The sequence below is a fragment of the Mesorhizobium shangrilense genome, assembly GCF_028826155.1.
GTDB classification, from domain to species: Bacteria; Pseudomonadota; Alphaproteobacteria; order Rhizobiales; family Rhizobiaceae; genus Arvimicrobium; species Arvimicrobium flavum.
Map to the genome: position 1 here is coordinate 805,673 of NZ_JAQGPN010000001.1, position 19,754 is coordinate 825,426.

The following is a 19,754-nucleotide window of genomic DNA, read 5'->3' on the forward strand; positions in this document are numbered from 1 at the left end:
GCGACAGCCGTTTTCGCGGCCTACATCCAACCATATCAATGTCCGAACCTCTCCCCCGAAGGCTTTCATGATGTCGCAGAACGAACCCATCGACCTCGGCGCCCATGCGCTCACCTCGTGGACCGGGTCCTTCGGGTTGCCGGACTTCAGCCGGATCGGCGAAGGCGATTTCGGTCCTGTCTTCGATGCGGCATTGGCAGCTCATCGGGCGCAGATCGATGAGATCGCAGGCAACCCGGACAAACCCAGCATCGAGAACACGCTGAGGGCGCTCGAACTAGCCGGTGATCCGCTCGACCGGGTATCGTCCATCTTCTGGTGCCGCGCCGGCGCGCACACCAACGATGCGATCCAGGCGATGGAGCGCGAGATCTCCCCGAAAATGGCGCGGCATTTTTCCGCCATTTCGATCAACGCGCAGCTGTTTTCCCGGATCGACGATCTCTACCAGCGCCGCGCTGATCTGGACCTCGATGCCGAGACGCTGCGGGTGTTGGAAAAGTGCTGGAAGGGTTTCGTGAAATCCGGCGCCAGGCTCGATCCGGAGGGCAAGAAGCGGCTCGCCGCCATCAACGAGGAACTGGCTTCGCTTGGCGCGAAGTTCGGCCAGAACGTGCTCGCCGACGAGCGCGACTGGGCACTGTTCCTGGATGAGGGCGACCTGGCCGGTCTGCCGGATTTCCTCAAGAGCGCCATGGCCGAGGCCGCCGAGACGCGCGGACAGAAAGGGCGCTATGCCGTTACCCTGTCGCGCTCGATCTACGAGCCATTCATGACCTTTTCCACGCGCCGCGACCTGCGGGAAAAGGCGTTCAGGGCTTTTACCATGCGCGGTCAGAATGGCGGGGACACCGACAACAGCGACATTGTTCGCGACACGCTGCGGCTGCGCACCGAGAAGGCGAAGCTCGTCGGATACGAGACCTATGCCGCGCTGAAGCTCGACGACACCATGGCGAAGACGCCGGCGGCGGTGATGAACCTGCTTGAGCCGGTCTGGGCGAAGGCGAGGGAGAAAGCGGCGGCGGACGAGATTCTGCTCGGACGTATCGCGGTCCGTGAAGGTGCGAACGAGAAGATCGCGGCCTGGGATTGGCGCTATTTTCAGGAGAAGCTGCGCGCCGAGAAGTACGATTTCGACGAGGCGGAGCTAAAGCCCTACCTGCAGCTGGAAAGGGTCATCGATGCCTGCTTCGATGTCGCGCAGCGTCTGTTCGGTCTTACCTTTGTCGAGAAGAAGGGGATTCCCGCCTGGCACGAAGACGTCCGCGCCTTCGTCGTCCGCAACGCCGACGGCAGCGAACGCGGCCTGTTCCTCGCCGACTACTTCAACCGGCCCTCGAAGCGTTCCGGCGCCTGGATGAGCAGCCTGCAATCGGGCTACCGTCTCGGTGAAGGCTCGACGCCGATCATCTACAACATCATGAACTTCGCCAAGCCGCCGGCGGGCGAAGCGGCGCTGCTCTCCGTCGACGAGGCGAAGACGCTGTTCCACGAGTTCGGACATGCGCTGCACGGCATGCTAACCGACGTCACCTGGCCCTCCGTCGCCGGCACCTCGGTCAGCCGCGACTGGGTCGAACTGCCCTCGCAGCTCTACGAGCACTGGCTGACGGTCCCGGCCGTGCTGGAGAAGCATGCAAGGCACTTCAAGACCGGCGAACCCATGCCCAAGGCGCTGATCGACAAGATGCTCGCAGCGCGCAACTTCGCGGCGGGCTTCAACACGGTTGAGTTCACATCCTCGGCCCTGGTGGACATGGCATACCATTCCCGCGCCGACGCCCCCGCCGATCCACTCGCCTTCGAGGCGGAAACCCTGCAGAAACTGGAGATGCCGGACACCATCGCGATGCGCCATCGGACGCCGCACTTCCTGCACGTGTTCTCGGGCGACGGCTATTCGGCCGGCTACTATTCCTACATGTGGTCCGAGGTGCTGGATGCGGACGCCTTCCAGGCGTTCGAGGACACCGGCGACCCGTTCGATCCCGTGATGGCCGAGAAGCTCCTCAAGCATATCTATGCTGCCGGCGGCTCGCGCGACCCGGAAGCGCTCTATCTGGCCTTCAGAGGCAAGATGCCGTCGCCCGAGGCGATGCTGAGGAAGCGCGGGCTCGCGGCGGTGACCCCGCTAGGCGGACCTGGCGAGCGCTAGGCGTCGCGTATCCAGCCGCATTCCCTGCGGCACGACCAGGACTTCGAGCGGCTGCGATCGGCCCCGTATGTCGACTGTGCGGACCTCGGAGCCGGCAAGGTCGATGCCGGACAGTTCCGCCGCAGTGGCGGAGACGACGACGGCGGCGTCCAGTTCCTTGGCCACCGCTTCGAGGCGGCTGGCGATGTTGACGGTGTCGCCGATCGCGGTGACGCCCATCACCCGTCCGTAGCCCATCGTTCCGACGATCGCCGGGCCGACATGGATGCCGATCGCGACCCGGAGCGGCTGCCGGAGCTCGGCGGCCAGGTCGTCACTGACCCGCGCCAGATCGTCGATGATGACAGCCGCCGCAAGCAGCGCCTGATGGCAGGCCTCGACCTTGGAAACGTTGAGGCCGAAGATCGCCATCGCGCCATCGCCGATGAACTTGTCCAGCCGGCCGCCTGCCTGCTCCACGGCGTTGCCCACCACCGCGAAGTAGCGGTTGAGCAGGAAGACGGTGTCGAAGGGCAGCCGGCGGTCCGAAAGCGCGGTGAAGCTGCGGATGTCGCAGAAAAGGATGGCGACGTCCTGTTCGCGCCCGGGCGTGGCGGGCCCGCCGGCGGTCAGGCTGGCGATGCTGCGGTCGGCTGCGAGAAGCGGCACCACCCGCACATCGGCGGTCGGCCTGAGCTGGCAGGCAAGCCGGACGTCCGGTTCCGCATGGATCCTCGCCAGGGTCGCCTGCTCGAGCGCAGCCGGAGCGGGCAGGCGATCACCGCCGTCCAGCACCTTGACGCGGCAGGTCGAGCAACGGCCGCGGCCGCCGCAGACGGCGTGATGCGGAATGCCGGCCAGCCGGCTGGCCTCCAACACCGTATATCCCTTCGGCACGCGAACCGCGCTCCCATCGGGATAGCGTATCTCGACCACGCTGCTGCGTTCGCGGCGGGCGCGCACAATGCGCATGGCGAGCACCAGGGCGAGCGCTGATCCATAGATGGCGTAGACCGCTACCGCGATTTCGGTCTTTATCTCCAGTGCGCGTTCGATGACCGCCGGATCGATGTCGTCGGCGCCCGTGAACGGAATGAATTCGACGGTACGTCCGGCGTTGACGAGGCCCAGCAGCGCCAGAACGGGGATCAGCGCGGCAAGCACGAGAAGCGCGGCCGCAGCCGACGAGAACCACGACCGGTGCCGGAGCCAGAAATAGATCCCCAGGCAGCCGTGCGCCCAGACCGCCACGACCGCGAAGGCTTGCCGCAGGCCGACGTAGGGGGCCCAGATCCAGAGCGAATTGGCGACGAACTCATAGGTGTCGTTCACGCCCGACAACGTGCTGTAGACGCGCGTGCCGATGACGTGCTCGGCAATCAGCAGGGGAATGGCCAGTCCGAGCACGACCTGGCAGGTCTCGCGCAGCGGCATGACCAGCGTACGCCGTCGGTAGAGCGCCCAGAGCACCAGCGAGACGTGGACGAGCAGCGCTCCGTAGAAAAGCGCCGTGCCTGCGGGATTACGCCAGACGAAAAGGAACCAGAGCCGCCCCGCCTCAGCCGCCTCCAGCGAAATCAGCGCCAGCATATGGTTGGCGAAGTGCATGACGACGAAGATCATCAGCACCAGGCCCGAAGCGAGCCGTGCGTTGCGAAGCCAGTATTCCAGGGGGCGTCGCCGGGTCGCCGTATGCCGCGATGCGAGGTCGGTCATGGAGCGTCTGGCGCCTGATTGAGTTCCGCCAGAGTGACAGGGGCGGGCTCTTTCATCAACGGCATCGTGGCGCCGCCGCGCCACGCGCGCCGATCAATCAAGCGGATCAGTCAAGGGATGGAGACGAACGATTACTGCGCCTGCACGCGGTAGCGCAGCGGACGCGCCGGATCCGCCGTACTCGACGTTGCGGAGCCTGCCCGGGCCTTCTTGCCCGGCACCGGTCCGGTGATGATGTAGTCGATGCCCGGATCCGTCTGATCCGCCGCGAGAAGCAGGCTGGCGTGGGGCGCTTCCTCGGTCCGCTCGTAGGCGAATGCCGTGCCTGCGGCTGCCGCCGCGCCGACGACGGCGGCGATTCCGATGCGGGACCAAAGACGGCGGACGTGCTTCATCTGCCTCAAACCCGATTGCGAGGACCGAGTTCCAGCCTATCCCTAAAATTGTAAACGATCGGTAACCATCGCCGCGCCCCTTTCGCATCTGCGAAAAAACCTGTATGAGCGCGCCCTGACGAAATGCGGCGTTGTCTTTGGCGCGCCCCGCACCCCCGAGACACAACAACATGAACCTTCGAAACATCGCGATCATCGCGCATGTCGACCATGGCAAGACCACTCTCGTCGATGCGCTCCTGAAACAGTCCGGCTCCGTCCGCGACAACCAGCGCGTCGCCGAACGCGTCATGGATTCGGGCGACATCGAAAAGGAACGCGGCATCACCATCCTGGCCAAGGCGACTTCGGTCGAGTGGAAGGATACCCGCATCAACATCGTCGACACGCCGGGCCACGCCGACTTCGGCGGCGAGGTCGAGCGCATCCTCAACATGGTCGACGGCGCCATCGTGCTGGTCGACGCCGCCGAAGGGCCGATGCCGCAGACCAAGTTCGTGGTCGGCAAGGCGCTGAAGGTCGGCCTGAAGCCGATCGTCGCCATCAACAAGATCGACCGCCCCGATGCGCGTCACGTAGAAGTGATCAACGAGGTGTTCGATCTCTTCGCCGCGCTCGACGCCACCGACGAGCAGCTCGATTTCCCGATCCTCTACGGTTCGGGCCGTGACGGCTGGATGGCCGCGAGTCCCGAGGGCCCGAAGGACCAGGGCTTGGCGCCGATGTTCGACCTCGTGCTCGACCACGTGCCCGCGCCGAAGGTCGGCGAGGGGCCGTTCCGCATGATCGGCACCATCCTTGAGGCCAATCCCTTCCTCGGCCGCATCATCACCGGCCGCATCGAGGCCGGCACGCTGAAGCCGAACCAGGCGGTCAAGGTGCTCCATCACGACGGCACGTTGCTCGAGAACGGCCGCGTCTCGAAGATCCTCGCCTTCCGCGGCATCGATCGCCAGCCGATCGAGGAAGCGCAGGCCGGCGACATCGTCGCCATCGCGGGCCTCTCCAAGGGCACCGTCGCCGACACGTTCTGCGATCCGGCCGTGACCGAGCCGATGGCTGCCCAGCCGATCGATCCGCCGACGGTCACCATGTCCTTCCTCGTCAACGACTCGCCGCTCGCCGGCACCGAAGGCGACAAGGTGACCAGCCGCGTCATCCGCGATCGCCTGCTCAAGGAAGCCGAGGGCAACGTCGCGCTGAAGATCGAGGAATCGGCCGACAAGGATTCCTTCTACGTGTCGGGCCGCGGCGAACTTCAGCTCGCCGTGCTGATCGAGACGATGCGCCGCGAAGGCTTCGAGCTTGCCGTCTCGCGTCCGCGCGTCGTCATGCAGAAGGACGAGAGCGGCCAGCTGCTCGAGCCGGTCGAGGAAGTCGTCATCGACGTCGATGAGGAGCACGCGGGCGTCGTCGTGCAGAAGATGTCGGAGCGCAAGGCCGAGATGATCGAGCTGAAGCCGTCGGGCGGCAACCGCCAGCGACTGGTCTTCCACGCCCCGACGCGCGGCCTGATCGGATACCAGTCGGAGCTGCTCACCGACACGCGCGGCACGGCGGTGATGAACCGGCTGTTCCACTCCTACGAGCCCTACAAGGGCGAACTGCCCGGCCGCACCAACGGCGTGCTCATCTCCAACGAGCAGGGCGAGGCAGTGGCCTATGCCCTTTGGAACCTGGAGGATCGCGGCCCGATGGTCATCGACGCCGGCGTCAAGGTCTATGCCGGCATGATCATCGGCATCCACTCGCGCGACAACGACCTCGAAGTGAACGTGCTGAAGGGCAAGAAGCTCACCAACATCCGCGCCGCAGGCAAGGACGAAGCGGTGAAGCTGACGCCGCCGATCCGCATGACGCTGGAGCGCGCGCTGGCCTGGATCCAGGACGACGAGCTGGTCGAGGTGACGCCGAAGTCCATCCGCCTGCGCAAGCTCTACCTCGACACCCACGAGCGCAAGCGCTTCGAGAAGTCAAAGGTCAGCGGCGCGGCGTAAGACCCAAGGCGGGAACGCCTCGCCTCGGCCGGCTGTGCAGCCTTTGTGCTGTCAACCCGGCCGGCGCCCTTGATGAAGGCAGACATGCCGGCGTGCCAAGGGGCACGCACGGCCTGTCTGAGGCAATCCGCGTCAGACGCGGCAGCGCGACGCGCATCAGAGCCCGTTGACGCCCCTTAAAGTTCCCCGATCAGGCGGACCGCTTCCGCGCAGCTCATCTGCCCGGCGACGGTGCGCAGATCGGCGATCGTCGTGTCATGCGCCTCGCGCCTGAAGGCCGCGCAGCCGTCGGCGAGCACGATGGTGTTGAGATCGCGCAGGTGGGCGTCGCGCACCGTGGAGGCGACGCCGCCGTTGGTGACGATGCCGCAGACCAGCAGCGTATCGATGCCGGCCTTGCGCAGCACCCATTCGAGCCGCGTCATGTAGAAGGCCGAATAGGCGACCTTTTCGATCCTGATGTCGGCGGGCTGCAACAGCTCCACCAGCGCCTGCCCCCGGCTTCCCGGTGCGAAATCGCCCTTGCCGAGGAATGGGCGGATCGCCTTGAGATGGGGGGAGATGAAGGGCTCGCCGTCCTTTCCCGGCACCAGGGTGAACTCGGCCGAAATGATCCAGCCGCCCTTCGCCCGCAGCGCTTCCGCCACCGGCAGCACGCGCTCGGGCAGGGCCGCGATGTCAGGGCTGGATTGGCCTCCCCGCGCGTAGGCACCGTCGGGATGCAGGAAATCATGGGTCAGGTCGATGATCAGGAGACCCGTTGCCCGCGGGTTCGAAATCGCTGCATGCATGGCTACTTCCCCGCGCGCTCGATCAGCAGATTGCCAAAGCGGTCGACGCGGGCGACGAGCCCCGGATCGACGAAGATCGTCGTGTCGGGCTGTTCGAGCAGCGCTGGTCCGGCGACCATCGCGCCGATCTCGAGCGACAGCCGGTCATAGACCGCCGCGTCATGGAACGCGCCGTCGGCAAAGACGCGGCGCATGCCCGTGCGACAGGCCTCGGCAGGTTTGCCGTCGACAGGTGCGAACACCGCCATGTCGAGATCCGGACGGTAGCCGATCACCACGACGCGATAGTTCATGACGCGTGTCGGGATATTGTCGAGCAACCGGCCATAGGCGCCGCGATAGGCTGCGTCGAACGCTGTCCTGATCGCCTCCGGGGTCAGTTCGGCGTCGGCAAGGGAGATCGGCACGCTCACAGTATGGGTCTGCCCGACATAAAGCATGTCGAGTTCGAAGATGCGCTCCACGCGTTCGAAGGCCACGCCCGCATGCGACAACAGCGCCTGCGTCTCGTCGGCGACCTCATGCATCTGCCGGCCCAGCGCCGGGGCATCGAGCTGGTCGAGCAGCCGATTGACTGTCTGAACCCGATCGTGGCGCATATCGGCGACCACGCAGCCAAGCGCCGAGGTGATGCCCGGGAAGCGCGGCACGAGCGCGGCGCCGAGCCCGACCTCCTTGATCAGCGCGCCGGCATGCAGGGCGCCGCCGCCGCCGAAAGGCATCGCGGCGAACTTTGCCGGGTCATGCCCCTTCTCGATCGAAACCAGACGGATGGCGCCCGCCATCTTGGCGTTGGCCAGCTTCAGGATGGCGTCGGCTGCCTGCTCCACGCCGAGGCCGAGGGGGCCGGCGATGTGCGCCTCGATGGCGTTGCGCGCCGCCTCGACGTCGAGGCGCTCGAGCTTGCCGCCGATGGGACGGTCGGGATTGATGCGGCCGAGCACGAGATTGGCGTCGGTGACGGCGGGGCGATCATTGCCCAGCCCGTAGCAGACCGGTCCCGGATCGGATCCCGCGGATTCAGGTCCGACCTGCAGGAGGCCGCTCTTGTCGACCGAGGCGATGGAGCCGCCGCCTGCGCCGATGGTGGTGATCTCGATCATCGGGGTGCGCACCACCATGCCGAACTCGATCGCCGTCTGGGCCGCCAATGCGGCCTTGCCGTCGGTGACCAGCGAGACATCGAAGGAGGTGCCACCCATGTCGCAGGTGATGACATTGCGGAATCCCGCCGCCTTAGCGATTGCCGTTGCGGCGATGACGCCGGCTGCGGGACCGGAAAGCGCGGTGCGGATCGGGTAGCGCTTGGCGGTATCGACCGTCATGACGCCGCCGTTCGACTGCACGATCAGGAGATCGCCGGCAAAGCCGCGGCCGGTCAGCGTATCCTCCAGCCGCTCCAGGTAGGACGAAACGACCGGCTGCAGATAGGCGTTCAGCGTTGCCGTCGAGACCCGCTCGAATTCGCGGATTTCCGGCAGGATCTCCGTCGCCGCCGTCACATAGGCGTTGGGCCAGACCGAGCGCACAGTCTCGACAGCCCGCTTCTCGTTGTCGTTGTTGGCATAGCCGTTGATGAAGAAGACGCAGACCGCCTCGCAGCCGCTCGCGGCGAGCGCCCTGGCCCGCTCGCGCACCTCTTCTTCCGCGACGACCCGCAGGACCGAGCCGTCGGCAAGAACGCGCTCGGCGACCTCGACGCGGTCCGCGCGATCCACGACCGGGGCGAACGAGCCTTTCAGGCCCCAGGTCGTCGGCCGGTCGCGGCGGCGCATTTCGAGCACGTCGCGAAAACCTTCAGTCGTGATGATGCCGGTGCGTGCGCCCTTGCGCTCCAGCAGGGCGTTGGTGCCGACGGTCGTGCCGTGCACGATCGTGCTTATGTCGGCAAAGCCATCGATCTGCCGGCCGATACCCTCGACGATGCCCTTCGACTGGTCGCCGCGCGTGGACGGAACCTTGGCGGTCATCACCGCGCCGGCGCTCTCGTCGAGAATGAAAACATCGGTGAAGGTGCCGCCGACATCGACGCCGATCACATAGACTGGGCGATTCATCGGGCCTCCCGGCTGCGAAGCCGCGCTGTTTCGCCGGCATCGACCCGATCGTCACGGATCGAGACGCCATAGTCGCTGGCGGCCCGTTGCGGGCTCACGAAGCCCCGCCTGACATCGCGCCAAACCAGATCGGGGTCACGCTCGAACGGGTCGCCATATCCTCCTCCTCCGGGGGTCTCCAGGCGAACCTTCTGCCCGCGCTGCAGATGTATGCCGACCATCTTCGACGCCATCGGCGGCTGGCGTTCCCCGTCGGCCTGCTCGTAACGGAAGCGATTGGGCGCGGCGGCGCCGCCGCCGACGACGCCGGGAGGCGCGAACCTGCCACGTTCGCCGAACAGGAAGACATCGGCCTCCCTTTCCAGAAGTTCGACCTCGTACACCGCCCCGAGGCCACCCCTATGGCGGCCCGCTCCGCCGGAATCGGGGCGCAGCGCCCACTGCGTGAAGCGGACCGGATAGGCCGCTTCGAGGATCTCGAGCGGCGGCATGGTCGCCGTCGAGATCGGCGCATTGCCATGGTTGAGACCATCGCCCGCGCCGTGCGCGCCGTGGCCGCCGCCGAAGAAGGAGAACATGACCCAGCGCTGGCCGCCGGCCCTGTGGCCTGCCAGCGAGAGAGCGTTGATCGTGCCGTAGGCGCACGCCATGGCGGTGCGCGGCGCGATTTTGGCGACGGCCTGGAAAACCACGTCGATCAACCGCAGGATCGTCTCGGTGTAGCCGCCGACGGGCTTGGGCGCCACGACCGACAGGAGGGAGCTTTCGGCGATGCGGAACTCGACCGGTTCCAGAACGCCGGCATTCGCCGGCACGTCGCCGAAAATGTGCTTGAGCGCCACATAGCACGCGGCGATGGTGGTCGAGCGCGAGATGTTGACGGGGCCGGCGCAGGCGGGCGAGGAACGGGTGAAATCCATCACCATCCGGTCGCCTTCGATGGTGAGGTCCAGCGCGATCCTCAGCGGCTCGTCGACGATGCCGTCATTGTCGAGGAAATCCTCGGCCGAGACGGTGCCCGCCGGCAGTTCGGCGATCTGCGCACGCATCATCTCGGCGGCGCGAGCCTTCAGCTCGACGAGCCCGGCGGAGATGGTGGCGTCGCCGTAATCGTCGATCAGCGCGTGCATGCGCCGCTCGCCCAGCTCCAGCGCGTTGATCTGACCGTTGAGGTCGCCGTAGAGCGACAGCGGCAGACGGGAGTTGGCGGACAGTATGTCCACCACATCCTGTCGGAATTCGCCGCGATCGTAGAGCTTGACCGGCGGGATCAGCATGCCTTCCTGGAAGCATTCGGTGGCGGCAGGATTGTAGTTGCCGGGCACGTTGCCGCCGACATCATGCCAATGGCCGACGGAGGCGAGGAAACAGAACGGCCTGCCGTCCCGGAACACCGGCTTCACCAGCCTGAAATCCGAAAGATGGGTGCCGCCGTCATAGGGATCGTTGAAGATCCAGACATCGCCCTCATGGATGCCGTCCCGCCGCGCCGCCTTGTCGATGACGGCCCTGACGGCAAAGGCCATGACGCCGACGAAGATGGGCAGGCCGGACTTGCCCTGCACCAGCGTGTCCCCGGTCGTCGCATCGTAGATGCCGTGCGAGGCGTCGTGCGCCTCGGCGATGATGGGATTGAAGGCGGAGCGGAACAGCGTCGCATCCATCTCGTCGGCGATCTGTTCAAGGCGACCCTTGAGAATCGCGAGTGTGACCGGGTCCAGCGCCATCACGCATCGCCTTCGTCATAGCGCCGGCCCTCGGCAAGCAGTTCGGGCGTGCCGATGACGGCGTTGAGGCCGGCAAAATCGAACATGCGGTCGCGGAAGGCCATGTTTGACCCAGTGCGGGTCAGGTTGCGGTAGTAGTCTTGCTGCGTGGCGGCGACGGCGCGGACGATGCCGCCGGGGAAGATGACGAGGCTGAAGCCGAGTTTCTCCAGTCCGATCGCATCGACGCTGGGCGTCTTGCCGCCTTCCACCATGTTGGCCATCAGCGGCGCGCGGCCCGCAAAGCGCTCCACGATACGACCGATCTGGTCGATCGACTGCGGCGCCTCGATGAAGAGGACGTCGGCGCCGGCTTCCAGATAGGCCTCCGCACGCTCCAGCGCTGCGTCAAAACCTTCGACGGCGATGGCGTCGGTGCGACCGATGATCAGCGTGTCGTCGGAGGCGCGCGCATCACAGGCGGCCCTGATCTTGCCCGCCATCTCGCCGGTCGAGATGAGCGACTTGCCGTCCAGATGACCGCAGCGCTTGGGCATCGTCTGGTCCTCGAGCTGCAGCGCGTCGGCGCCCATGCGTTCGAAGACGCGCACCGTGCGCTGGACGTTCAGGGCGTTGCCGAAGCCGTTGTCGGCATCGACCACGATGGGCAATGCGATGCGGTCGCGCAGGGCTGCGATGGTGTCGGCCACCTCGCTCATCGAGACCAGGCCGATGTCCGGGCGGCCGAAGCGCGTATAGGCGATCGAAGCGCCGGAGAGGTAGACGGCCTCCGCCCCCGCCTGGGCCGCGATCAGGCCGCTCAGCGCGTCGTAGACGCCGGGAGCAAGCAGGATGCGCTTTTCCCCGAGGCGCTGCTTGAGATTGGCTTTCATGCTGGCCTTCCATTTCCCGCCGCGAAGCGCTTCTTCAGATGCGGAACCAACCCGCCGTCGGCGAGCATTCGCTGGAGATTGTCGGGGAGGGGTTCGAGGACGATGCGCCTGCCGCCCGCTGCAAGGCGCAACGCGCCGGCTCCGACGTCAAGCTCGGCCTCCTCGCCGTCGGAGATGCCGGAGAGATCGGCCGCGGCCAGGACCGGCAAACCGAGATTGATGGCGTTGCGGTGGAAGATGCCGGCGAAGGACCGCGCCACCACGCCGGCGACGCCCAGATGCTTCAGCGCTTCGGCAGCCTGCTCGCGTGACGATCCCATGCCGAAGTTCTTTCCGGCCACCACGATGTCGCCCGGCCTGACCTGCGCCGCAAACTCCGGTCGCACACCTTCGAGGCAGTGTTTGGCAAGCTCCTCGAGGCCGCCTTTCATGTACTGGCCGGGAGCCAGCTGGTCGGTGTCGATGTCGTCGCCGAAGAGGAAGATGCGGCCGCTCACCGGTTTGCCTCCCGCAGGAAATCGCGGGGATCTGCGATCCGGCCGGCGATGGCCGAGGCGGCCACCGTCAGCGGCGAGCCGAGCCAGACCTTCGAGGAAGCCGCGCCCATGCGGCCCTTGAAGTTGCGCGCCGTGGACGAGATGCAGGAGACGTCCTCGCCGAGACGGTCGACGCCATAGCCTGCGCAGATGCCGCACGCATTGGGGAGGATGCGCGCGCCGGCGTCCTCGAACACCTTCATGATGCCGTCCTCCGTCGCGCGCTGCTGGTCGCGGCGCGAGGCCGGCGCCACCAGCAGTTCCACGCCCGGGGCGATCCGGCGTCCGCGCAAAATCCCGGCCGCCCCCTCGAGATCGACATACTTGGCCCCGGTGCAGGCGCCGAGATAGGCGACCGTGATCGGCGTGCCCGCGGTCTCGCCGACCGGAGCGGCGTTGGCGGGCGAATGGGGCGCGGCCACCTGGGGCGCGAGCGCGGCCGCGTCGAAGACATGGTGCTCCAGCAATTCGGCGCCAGGATCGGTGAACAGCGGGCCATGGTCACCCGACTCGCCGCCTGCCGCGCGCAGGAATGCGGCGGTGGTCTCGTCGGGCGCAATCAGCCCGGCCTGAGCGCCAAGCTCGGCCGCCATGTTGGAGAGCGTCATGCGCTCCTGCATGGAAAGGGCGGCAATCGCCTCGCCCGCATACTCGACCGCCTGGTACTTGCCGCCGTCCATGCCGAGCCGGCCGCAGAGCGCCAGCATGATGTCCTTGGCGGTGAGGCCGGGTCCCAGCCGGTTTCGCCATTCGATCAGGATGGTGCCGGGCACCTTCAGCCAGATCTCGCCGGTCGCCAGGACGCCCGCCATTTCCGTCGCGCCGATGCCGAACATGTAGCAGCCGAAGGCGCCGCCGGTGGGCGAATGGCTGTCGCCGCCGACGACGAACATGCCCGGTTTGAGATGGCCGCGTTCCGGCAAGACGACGTGACAGATGCCCTCGCCGTCATGGAAGGCGACGCGCCGCTCGCTCGCCCAGCGGCGGGTAAGCTCGAGGATGCGCGCGCCTTCGTCGGTGTCGCCGGGCACGAAGTGGTCGGAGATGAGCACGACCTTCGAGGCGTCGAAGAGGCCGACGCCGAGTTCCTTCAGGATGGGCTCGACCCGGCGCGGCCCTCCCGAGTCGTGGATCATTGCAAGGTCGACCTTGGCCGTGACGACCTCGCCCGGCCGCACGCTCTGCCGCCCCGCCGCGCGCGCGATGATCTTCTGCGCAAGTGTCGCCCTCATCCCGCCAGCCCCAGGTAGGAACGCTGCAGTTCGGGATCGTTCATCATGTCGGCCGGCTTGCCCGAAAGCCGGATCTCGCCATTTTCCATGACGAAGGCGCGGCTGGCGATCTCAAGCGACTGCAGCACATTTTGCTCGACCAGCAGGATCGTCAGGCCGGTCGCATTGAGACGCGAGATGAGCGTGAACATCTCCTCCACCAGAAGCGGGGACAAGCCGATCGACGGTTCGTCGAGAATGAGCAGCTTCGGTTCCGCCATCATGCCGCGGCCGATCGCCAGCATCTGCTGCTCGCCGCCCGACAGCGTGCCTGCCTTCTGGCGGAAGCGTTCCCTCAACCGCGGAAAGGTGTCCGCGACCTTCTCGATATTGCCTGCCCGGTTCGTCCCGCCCCGGCGATAGGCGCCGAGCTCGAGGTTTTCGCGAACGGTGAGATTGGGGAAGATGTGGCGTCCCTCCGGCACCTGGATCAGCCCGTGCTCCACGATGGCGCGCGCGCCGAGCCCGCCGATCTCGCGCCCGTCGAGGCGGACCGACCCATCCCGGCAGCGGAGGAGTCCCGACAGCGTGGCCGCGAAGGTGGTCTTGCCGACGCCGTTGGAGCCGAGCAGCGCCACGATCTCGCCGGCGGCGATGTCGAGGTCGACGCCACGCAGAACCTCCACCGCGCCGTAGCCGCTCCTGAGACCCTGGACCTCAAGCATCGGCCGCCTCCCGCCTGGCGATGCGTTCCGCCATGCCCTTGCCGAGATAGGCTTCGATCACCTGCCGGTTGGCGACCACGTCACGCGGCCTGCCCTCGGCGATCAGTTCGCCTTGGTTCAGGACCCAGGTGTATTCGGAAAGGCTCATCACCGCCTGCATGACATGCTCGATGAGCAGGATCGTCACGCCGGTTTCGCGGACAGCCCGGATGATCGGGATGACGTCGCGGATTTCGGACGGATTGAGCCCCGCCAGAACCTCGTCGAAAAGCACGAGCTTGGGTCCGGTGGCCAGCGCGCGCGCCACCTCGAGCCGCTTGCGGCCGGCGACGGTCAGCGCGCCCGCCGGCATGTCGAGCCTGTCTCCGAGGCCGACCATGTGCGCTACCTCGCCGGCCCTTGCCAGCGCGTCGCGCCGGGACGCGATATGCAGATGCGCGCCGACCGCGATGTTCTCGCGCACCGACTGGCCGGCGAAGGGCTGCACGATCTGGAAGGTGCGCACGAGGCCGCGCCGGGCGATCGTCTCAGGCGCAAGCCGCGTGATGTCCTCGCCGCAGAAGGCGACGGAACCGGAATCCGGCCGGTGGAACCCTGTGATCAGCGAGAACAGCGTGGTCTTGCCGGCGCCGTTGGGGCCGATCAGGGAGACGATGCCGCCTTCCGGTACGGTGAAGCTGACATTGCGGGCCGCCTGCACCCCGCCGAAGCTCTTGCAAAGGGCTCGCACCTCAAGCATGGCCGGACGCCTCCGGCTGCGCTGCCGACGCTGTCGTCCCGGGCGCCTTGCGCGCCCTTTGCGTCAGCAACCCAGCCAGACCACGCGGCATGAACAGCACCATCGCCACCAGCACCGCGCCATAGAGGGCGAGGCTGATGCCGGGCGCCTCGCCGACGAAGGTGCGCGTTCCCTCCGAGATGGCATGGACGCCGATGGCGCCCAGCAGGGGCCCGAACAGCGTCCCCATGCCGCCGATGATCGGCACCAGCAGGCTGGTGACGGAAATCTCGGGGCCGTAAGCGATGGCAGGATCGAGATAGAGGAAATACTGTGCGTAGAAGACGCCGGCGAGGCCGGAAAAAATGCCGGAAAGGACGATCGCGCCCATCTTGACGCGAAAGGCATCGACGCCGAGCGCGCGGGCGGCGTCCTCATTGTCGCGCACGGCCATGAGCTGGGCGCCGAAGCGCGAGTTGCCGATCCACCAGACGGTGAGGAAGGCGGCGAGCGCCAGCGCCCATACAACCCAGAAATAGCCGGCGCGCGCGACGAACTGAAAGTTCTCGACGCCGCGCGCGAGCGGGATGAGCAGCCCGACGCCCGCGCCGGTGAAATCGACGGAGTTGGACAGGATGCGCAGCACCTCGGCGAAAGCCAGCGTCACCAGCGCGAAATAGGAGCCGCGCAGGCCGTAGCGAAAGGTGCAGAAGCCGATGAAGGCGGCGACCGCCGCCGCCAGGGCGCCGCCCAGCGCCATGCCGATCCAGGGATTGACCCCGAACTGCACCTGCAGCACCGCCACCGCATAGGCGCCGGTGCCGAAGAAGGCGGCGTGGCCGAAGGAGAACTGTCCGCCATAGCCGCCAAGGATGTTCCAGGCCTGCCCGAGCAGCGCCGCGTAAAGCGTCATGATGACGACGTGGAGCCAGAAATCGGATGTCGCCACCAAGGGCGCAACGCCGATCAGCAAGAACACGGCGAGAAGAATGGAGAGGCTGCGCTTCCCGGTCATGCCTTGTGCCCCAGGAGGCCGGCCGGCCGGAAGATCAGGACCAGGATGAAGATCAGGAAGATGCCGATCTGGCCGAGGCTTTCGCCGAGGAACAGTCCGCCCATCGCCTCGACGATGCCGATGGTGAAGCCGCCGAGCAGCGCGCCTACGAATGATCCCATGCCGCCCAGCACGACGATGGTGAAGGCGATGAGGATGAAGCCGTGTCCGACCTGCGGGGTGACATAGTAGCTGGGCAGAAGCAGGCAGGCAGCAACGCCGAGGCAGGCGATGCCAAGTCCGAAGCTCATGGCATAGACATGCTCGGTGTCGATGCCGACCAGGGCCGCGCCCTTGCGCTCCTTGGCGAGCGCGCGGATCGCCTTGCCCAGGTCGGTGCGCGCCATCACCAGCCAGAACAGCGCCGCTGTCGCCAGCGCGCCGAAGAAGGCGATGACCTTGGGCAGCGGCAGGAACGCGCCCAGGACCTCCACGGTCTCGAAGGAGTAGGGCGTGTCGATGATGCGGGTATCCGACTTGAAGAAATAGAGCGCCAGGTTCTCGATGACGATCGAGAGGCCCAGCGTCGCCAGCAGGATGTTCTCGTCGCGGCCGTGGCTCGACCGCGTGATGATCCCGCGTTGCAGCGCGTAGCCGATCGCAAACATCAGCGGCGGCACGATCAACAGGGCGGCATACGGATCGACGCCGAACTGGACGTTCAGGAAATAGACCGCGTAGAGCCCGATCATCAGCAGCGCTCCGTGCGCGAAATTGATGATGTGCAGCACGCCGTAGATGAGTGTCAGCCCGAGCGCCACCAAGGCATAGAGCGCGCCGGTGGTGATGCCGTTGAGCAGGGAAGGGACGACAATGGCAAGGTCGGGCATTGGCGGCGCTGTTTCCTGGAAGGCCGGGCGGCCACAACGCGGCCGCCCGGGACGGATGTCTTGGGCTAGGCGTTGGACTTCATGGGGAACACAGCTTCAGCCGAGGCGAACTCGGCCGGGTAGATGACCTCTATATCGTTGTTGAGGATCTGCGTGTTGACCGGCTTTGCGCCGATGTTCTGGCCGTTCTCCACCTTGGTCGCGCCATAGGGCATGCCGTGCTGGTCCCAGGTCGAATCGGCGAGAGCAGCGATCACCTTCTCCTTGTCCGTGGAGCCCGCCCGCTCGATGGCGTCGGCCAGATAGGCGACCGCGTTGTAGGTCAGGAAAACCTCGTAGGTGTAGACGAGCCCCTTGGCTTCCGCCGCCTTCTTGCGCGCCAGCGCAAGCTCCGACTTCGGATTGAACCAATGGTTGCAATCCATGATCTGGTCGGCGACGTCGGGGAATTCCTTGACGAACTGGTAGTTCGACGCCGCACCGCCGAGCACCGAATAGATGGCCTTCGCCTCCACCTTCTGCTGCTGCAGGGTGCGGGCGAACAGGATGTATTCGTTGTAGTAGTTGGCCGGGATGATGATGTCCGGCTTCTTCGACTTGATCTGCAGGACGATGTTGGTGAAATCGCGCGTCGGGTTGGCATGCTTGATGACGTCGACCACCTCGATGCCGATCTTCGGCAGTTCGACCGAAAGCAGCTTGGCCGAGCCGGTGCCGAACAGCGACTCCTCGTGCACCACGAGTGCGGTCTTCGCCGGCGATCCCGCCGCCTTGTTGATGGTGTCGAGATTGGCAACAGCCGCCGACGCGATCTTGCTGTAGCCCGGCGCGAAGCGGAACGTGTTCGTGAGGCCGCGGTTCATGATGTCGTCGGCAACGCCGACATCGACAACGTGCGGCGTGTTGGTCTTGGCCGCCTCTTGCGACGTGGCGAGCGAGATTGCCGAGGAATAGCCGGCCACGATGCCATGCACGCCGGCCTCGACCATCTTGGTGACTTCGGCTGCGCCAAGCTCGGGCTTGCCCTGGCTGTCGCCAAGCACCGCTTCAAGCATGGCTCCGCCGAGCGACTTGATGCCGCCGGCGGCGTTGATCTCCTCGATCGCCATCTGCGCGCCGGCGCGCGACTGGGTTCCGGAGAAGGCGATGAACCCGGTAACCGGGTGGATCAGGCCGATCTTGACGGGAGCCGGCTGCGCCCTGAGCACCGCGGGAAAGCCGGTAACGCCCAGCGCGGCAACGCCGGTCGCGAGAAATTCGCGTCGCCGCATGCCGCCTCTGCTTGAATCTTTCCCCCTGTCGTCAATGCTGGTCATTCGAAGTTCCTCCTGTTTTTGGTTTTAGGTCCCGGTTGCCCTTCCGGCGATTTCCTCATGTCCTCCTCGCCGGTCAGGATTGACGATGACGGAAGCGCCGCCCAGCGCATGCCCTCCTTCTCGCGCACGCGCTGCATGGACATTTCCAGGCGATACAGATCGGGGCGGTACAGGACCCGGATGTATTCCACCGGCCTGCCGGAGGCATCGCGCACGACGCGGCGCACCTCGATGAGCGGCGCGCCGGCGTGGATGCCGAGCGCGGTGGCTACCTGCGCATCCGCCACGGTCGCCGAAATGCTCTGGCGCGCGGAGGCGACATCGACTCCGGCGCGCTCCAGCAGATGGAGCAGCGGCCGCGAGTTCAAGTCGTCCTGGTCGAACTGCCGGCCGATGTCGCTCGGCACATAGGTCACGAGGAATGACATGGGTTTGCGATCGAGCAGGCGCACGCGCACCGCGCGCTGCACCTCGACGCCCTGAGATATCTCCAGGGCATGGGCGATGTCCTCGCTGGCCTCCACATAGCCGAACTCGAGCACGCGGGCCTCGGTGACGAGGCCCATCAGCGAGATGTTCTCCAGCCATCCCTCGATGGATGCGGTGACGGCCGGCGGCGGCGGACGCTTGACCACCCGCGTGCCCTTGCCGCGCTCACGCACGACCAGTCCGGCGTTGGCGAGCTCGTTGAGCGCGCGCTTGGCGGTAATGCGGGAGACCCCGAACTCCTTGCACAGCTCCTGCTCGCCCTCGATCAGCTCGCCGGGCGAGATCTCGCCGCTGTAGATGCGGTTGCGCAGCAGGACGAACATCTGATGGTAGAGCGGCACACGGGCGTTGGCGTCGAAACGGGCCCCGCCCTGCCTTGCTCCCGGCCGGGTCGCTTCGGCTTTGATGTGGCCGCGCTTGACCATCGGCTTCCTCCCGCGAGCTTGCCTCTAATGATATGTCAATATACCATTATGTCAACAGATCCGGAGGGGAGGAGTGAAATGCCCATAGTCCGTCTAACGCTGCAGGAAGGCTATGAAGATGCGTTGCGCGTCCGGCTGGCCGAACGATTGACCGATGCCGTGCGCGCCACGATCGCGGCGCCTCTCGAGGCGATCACCATCGTCATCGACGAGGTGAAGCCGTCCAGCTACATGCGCGGCCGCGCCGCGCGCCGGCCCGGCGCGGCGCTTGCCTCGCCTTCGGATACGGTCAGGGCCTTCCTCGTTGCAATGGAAGCGCGGGATCTGGCGGGGGCGAGGAGCTTGCTTGCGCCAAGCTTCCGCATGACCTTCCCGGGCGGCGCTGAATTCACCGCGCTCGAGGAACTCGTCGCCTGGGGCGGCAAGCGCTATCGCTTCGTCAGGAAGACCTATGAGGGTTTTGACGAGTGCTTCGGCGAGCAGGCTATGGTCGTCTACTGCTTCGGCACGCTTTCAGGCGAGTGGCCGGATGGACGCCCGTTCGAAGGCGTACGCTTCATCGATCGCTTCACGGTGGATGAAGGCAAGCTTGTCGACCAGCGGGTGTGGAACGATCTGGACGCGGTCGCCGCCCGCCAAAACGCGACGGCCGGGTGAAAACGCCCGGCGGTTCATTCGTCGGCGAACAATCCTCCTGAAGCAACAGGGCGACCCACCGGGGCTACCTGACGCCGGTGGCGTTCGCCGCGCGGTGTCGA

The 19,754-nt window shown here is 66.3% G+C and carries 17 protein-coding genes; 3 read left to right on the forward strand and 14 right to left on the reverse strand.

The window, feature by feature from the left end; genetic code table 11:
- Window positions 1-70: 70 nt before the first annotated feature.
- Entirely contained in the window at window positions 71-2,158 is a 2,088-nt protein-coding gene (locus PD284_RS03980) for a M3 family metallopeptidase (RefSeq protein WP_274630534.1), read from the forward strand.
- Here PD284_RS03980 and PD284_RS03985 read toward each other — a convergent pair.
- Window positions 2,135-3,853 carry an adenylate/guanylate cyclase domain-containing protein gene (locus PD284_RS03985; RefSeq protein ID WP_274626932.1) on the reverse strand — a complete coding sequence of 573 codons (1,719 nt, stop codon included), beginning with the start codon at window positions 3,851-3,853 and terminating at the stop codon, window positions 2,135-2,137. The two genes, PD284_RS03980 and PD284_RS03985, sit on opposite strands and share 24 nt — an antisense overlap.
- 131 nt (window positions 3,854-3,984) lie before the next feature.
- Complete coding sequence (locus PD284_RS03990; RefSeq protein WP_274626933.1) at window positions 3,985-4,248, reverse strand: hypothetical protein; 264 nt, start codon at window positions 4,246-4,248, stop codon at window positions 3,985-3,987.
- A 170-nt stretch (window positions 4,249-4,418) separates the two neighbouring features.
- Between PD284_RS03990 and typA the strand changes: the two genes are divergently transcribed.
- The gene (typA, locus tag PD284_RS03995; protein ID WP_274626934.1) at window positions 4,419-6,245 is read left to right on the forward strand and encodes a translational GTPase TypA; all 1,827 of its coding nucleotides are present in this window, start codon (window positions 4,419-4,421) and stop codon (window positions 6,243-6,245) included.
- A gap of 176 nt (window positions 6,246-6,421) precedes the next feature.
- Here typA and PD284_RS04000 read toward each other — a convergent pair whose 3' ends face one another.
- The 12 genes from PD284_RS04000 to PD284_RS04055 all read right to left on the reverse strand — a co-directional run bounded on the left by PD284_RS04000 (window position 6,422) and on the right by PD284_RS04055 (window position 18,894).
- A complete protein-coding gene (locus PD284_RS04000; protein ID WP_274626935.1) occupies window positions 6,422-7,036 on the reverse strand; it encodes a cysteine hydrolase family protein in 615 nt (204 codons plus the stop codon).
- Between the two features lie 2 nt (window positions 7,037-7,038).
- On the reverse strand, window positions 7,039-9,093 hold the full coding sequence (locus tag PD284_RS04005) for a hydantoinase/oxoprolinase family protein (protein WP_274626936.1): 2,055 nt from the start codon (window positions 9,091-9,093) through the stop codon (window positions 7,039-7,041).
- A complete protein-coding gene (locus tag PD284_RS04010) occupies window positions 9,090-10,823 on the reverse strand; it encodes a hydantoinase B/oxoprolinase family protein (protein WP_274626937.1) in 1,734 nt (577 codons plus the stop codon). The genes PD284_RS04005 and PD284_RS04010 overlap by 4 nt, the downstream gene beginning before the upstream one ends.
- Window positions 10,820-11,692 carry an isocitrate lyase/PEP mutase family protein gene (locus tag PD284_RS04015; RefSeq protein WP_274626938.1) on the reverse strand — a complete coding sequence of 291 codons (873 nt, stop codon included), beginning with the start codon at window positions 11,690-11,692 and terminating at the stop codon, window positions 10,820-10,822. Before PD284_RS04015 ends, PD284_RS04010 begins: the two co-directional genes overlap by 4 nt.
- Window positions 11,689-12,189 carry a LeuD/DmdB family oxidoreductase small subunit gene (locus PD284_RS04020; protein ID WP_274626939.1) on the reverse strand — a complete coding sequence of 167 codons (501 nt, stop codon included), beginning with the start codon at window positions 12,187-12,189 and terminating at the stop codon, window positions 11,689-11,691. The genes PD284_RS04015 and PD284_RS04020 overlap by 4 nt, the downstream gene beginning before the upstream one ends.
- Window positions 12,186-13,460 (reverse strand): 3-isopropylmalate dehydratase large subunit, encoded by a 1,275-nt coding sequence (locus PD284_RS04025; RefSeq protein WP_274626940.1) that lies wholly within the window; start codon window positions 13,458-13,460, stop codon window positions 12,186-12,188. The genes PD284_RS04020 and PD284_RS04025 overlap by 4 nt, the downstream gene beginning before the upstream one ends.
- Window positions 13,457-14,164, reverse strand: a complete 708-nt coding sequence (locus PD284_RS04030) for an ABC transporter ATP-binding protein (RefSeq protein WP_274626941.1) — start codon at window positions 14,162-14,164, stop codon at window positions 13,457-13,459. Before PD284_RS04030 ends, PD284_RS04025 begins: the two co-directional genes overlap by 4 nt.
- Complete coding sequence (locus tag PD284_RS04035; protein WP_274626942.1) at window positions 14,157-14,903, reverse strand: ABC transporter ATP-binding protein; 747 nt, start codon at window positions 14,901-14,903, stop codon at window positions 14,157-14,159. The genes PD284_RS04030 and PD284_RS04035 overlap by 8 nt, the downstream gene beginning before the upstream one ends.
- On the reverse strand, window positions 14,896-15,897 hold the full coding sequence (locus PD284_RS04040; RefSeq protein ID WP_274626943.1) for a branched-chain amino acid ABC transporter permease: 1,002 nt from the start codon (window positions 15,895-15,897) through the stop codon (window positions 14,896-14,898). The genes PD284_RS04035 and PD284_RS04040 overlap by 8 nt, the downstream gene beginning before the upstream one ends.
- Entirely contained in the window at window positions 15,894-16,766 is an 873-nt protein-coding gene (locus tag PD284_RS04045; RefSeq protein WP_274626944.1) for a branched-chain amino acid ABC transporter permease, read from the reverse strand. The genes PD284_RS04040 and PD284_RS04045 overlap by 4 nt, the downstream gene beginning before the upstream one ends.
- A 65-nt stretch (window positions 16,767-16,831) precedes the next feature.
- Window positions 16,832-18,037 carry an ABC transporter substrate-binding protein gene (locus PD284_RS04050; protein ID WP_274626945.1) on the reverse strand — a complete coding sequence of 402 codons (1,206 nt, stop codon included), beginning with the start codon at window positions 18,035-18,037 and terminating at the stop codon, window positions 16,832-16,834.
- 41 nt (window positions 18,038-18,078) lie between these two features.
- Window positions 18,079-18,894 carry a GntR family transcriptional regulator gene (locus PD284_RS04055; protein WP_274626946.1) on the reverse strand — a complete coding sequence of 272 codons (816 nt, stop codon included), beginning with the start codon at window positions 18,892-18,894 and terminating at the stop codon, window positions 18,079-18,081.
- A 180-nt stretch (window positions 18,895-19,074) separates the two neighbouring features.
- On the opposite strand from PD284_RS04055, the gene PD284_RS04060 reads away from it, so the two are divergent.
- Window positions 19,075-19,653, forward strand: coding sequence for a nuclear transport factor 2 family protein (locus PD284_RS04060; RefSeq protein ID WP_274626947.1), 579 nt, complete (start codon window positions 19,075-19,077; stop codon window positions 19,651-19,653).
- Window positions 19,654-19,754: the final 101 nt, after the last annotated feature.

Bases quoted from the DNA above. Each gene is read 5' to 3' on its own strand.
- PD284_RS04035 (WP_274626942.1), bottom strand. From the start codon at position 14,903: ATGCTTGAGGTGCGAGCCCTTTGCAAGAGCTTCGGCGGGGTGCAGGCG.
- PD284_RS04005 (WP_274626936.1), bottom strand. From the start codon at position 9,093: ATGAATCGCCCAGTCTATGTGATCGGCGTCGATGTCGGCGGCACCTTC.
- PD284_RS04025 (WP_274626940.1), bottom strand. From the start codon at position 13,460: ATGAGGGCGACACTTGCGCAGAAGATCATCGCGCGCGCGGCGGGGCGG.
- PD284_RS04000 (WP_274626935.1), bottom strand. From the start codon at position 7,036: ATGCATGCAGCGATTTCGAACCCGCGGGCAACGGGTCTCCTGATCATC.
- PD284_RS04055 (WP_274626946.1), bottom strand. From the start codon at position 18,894: ATGTTCGTCCTGCTGCGCAACCGCATCTACAGCGGCGAGATCTCGCCC.
- PD284_RS04050 (WP_274626945.1), bottom strand. From the start codon at position 18,037: ATGCGGCGACGCGAATTTCTCGCGACCGGCGTTGCCGCGCTGGGCGTT.
- typA (WP_274626934.1), top strand. From the start codon at position 4,419: ATGAACCTTCGAAACATCGCGATCATCGCGCATGTCGACCATGGCAAG.
- PD284_RS04030 (WP_274626941.1), bottom strand. From the start codon at position 14,164: ATGCTTGAGGTCCAGGGTCTCAGGAGCGGCTACGGCGCGGTGGAGGTT.
- PD284_RS04045 (WP_274626944.1), bottom strand. From the start codon at position 16,766: ATGCCCGACCTTGCCATTGTCGTCCCTTCCCTGCTCAACGGCATCACC.
- PD284_RS04015 (WP_274626938.1), bottom strand. From the start codon at position 11,692: ATGAAAGCCAATCTCAAGCAGCGCCTCGGGGAAAAGCGCATCCTGCTT.
- PD284_RS04060 (WP_274626947.1), top strand. From the start codon at position 19,075: ATGCCCATAGTCCGTCTAACGCTGCAGGAAGGCTATGAAGATGCGTTG.
- PD284_RS04040 (WP_274626943.1), bottom strand. From the start codon at position 15,897: ATGACCGGGAAGCGCAGCCTCTCCATTCTTCTCGCCGTGTTCTTGCTG.
- PD284_RS03980 (WP_274630534.1), top strand. From the start codon at position 71: ATGTCGCAGAACGAACCCATCGACCTCGGCGCCCATGCGCTCACCTCG.
- PD284_RS03990 (WP_274626933.1), bottom strand. From the start codon at position 4,248: ATGAAGCACGTCCGCCGTCTTTGGTCCCGCATCGGAATCGCCGCCGTC.
- PD284_RS03985 (WP_274626932.1), bottom strand. From the start codon at position 3,853: ATGACCGACCTCGCATCGCGGCATACGGCGACCCGGCGACGCCCCCTG.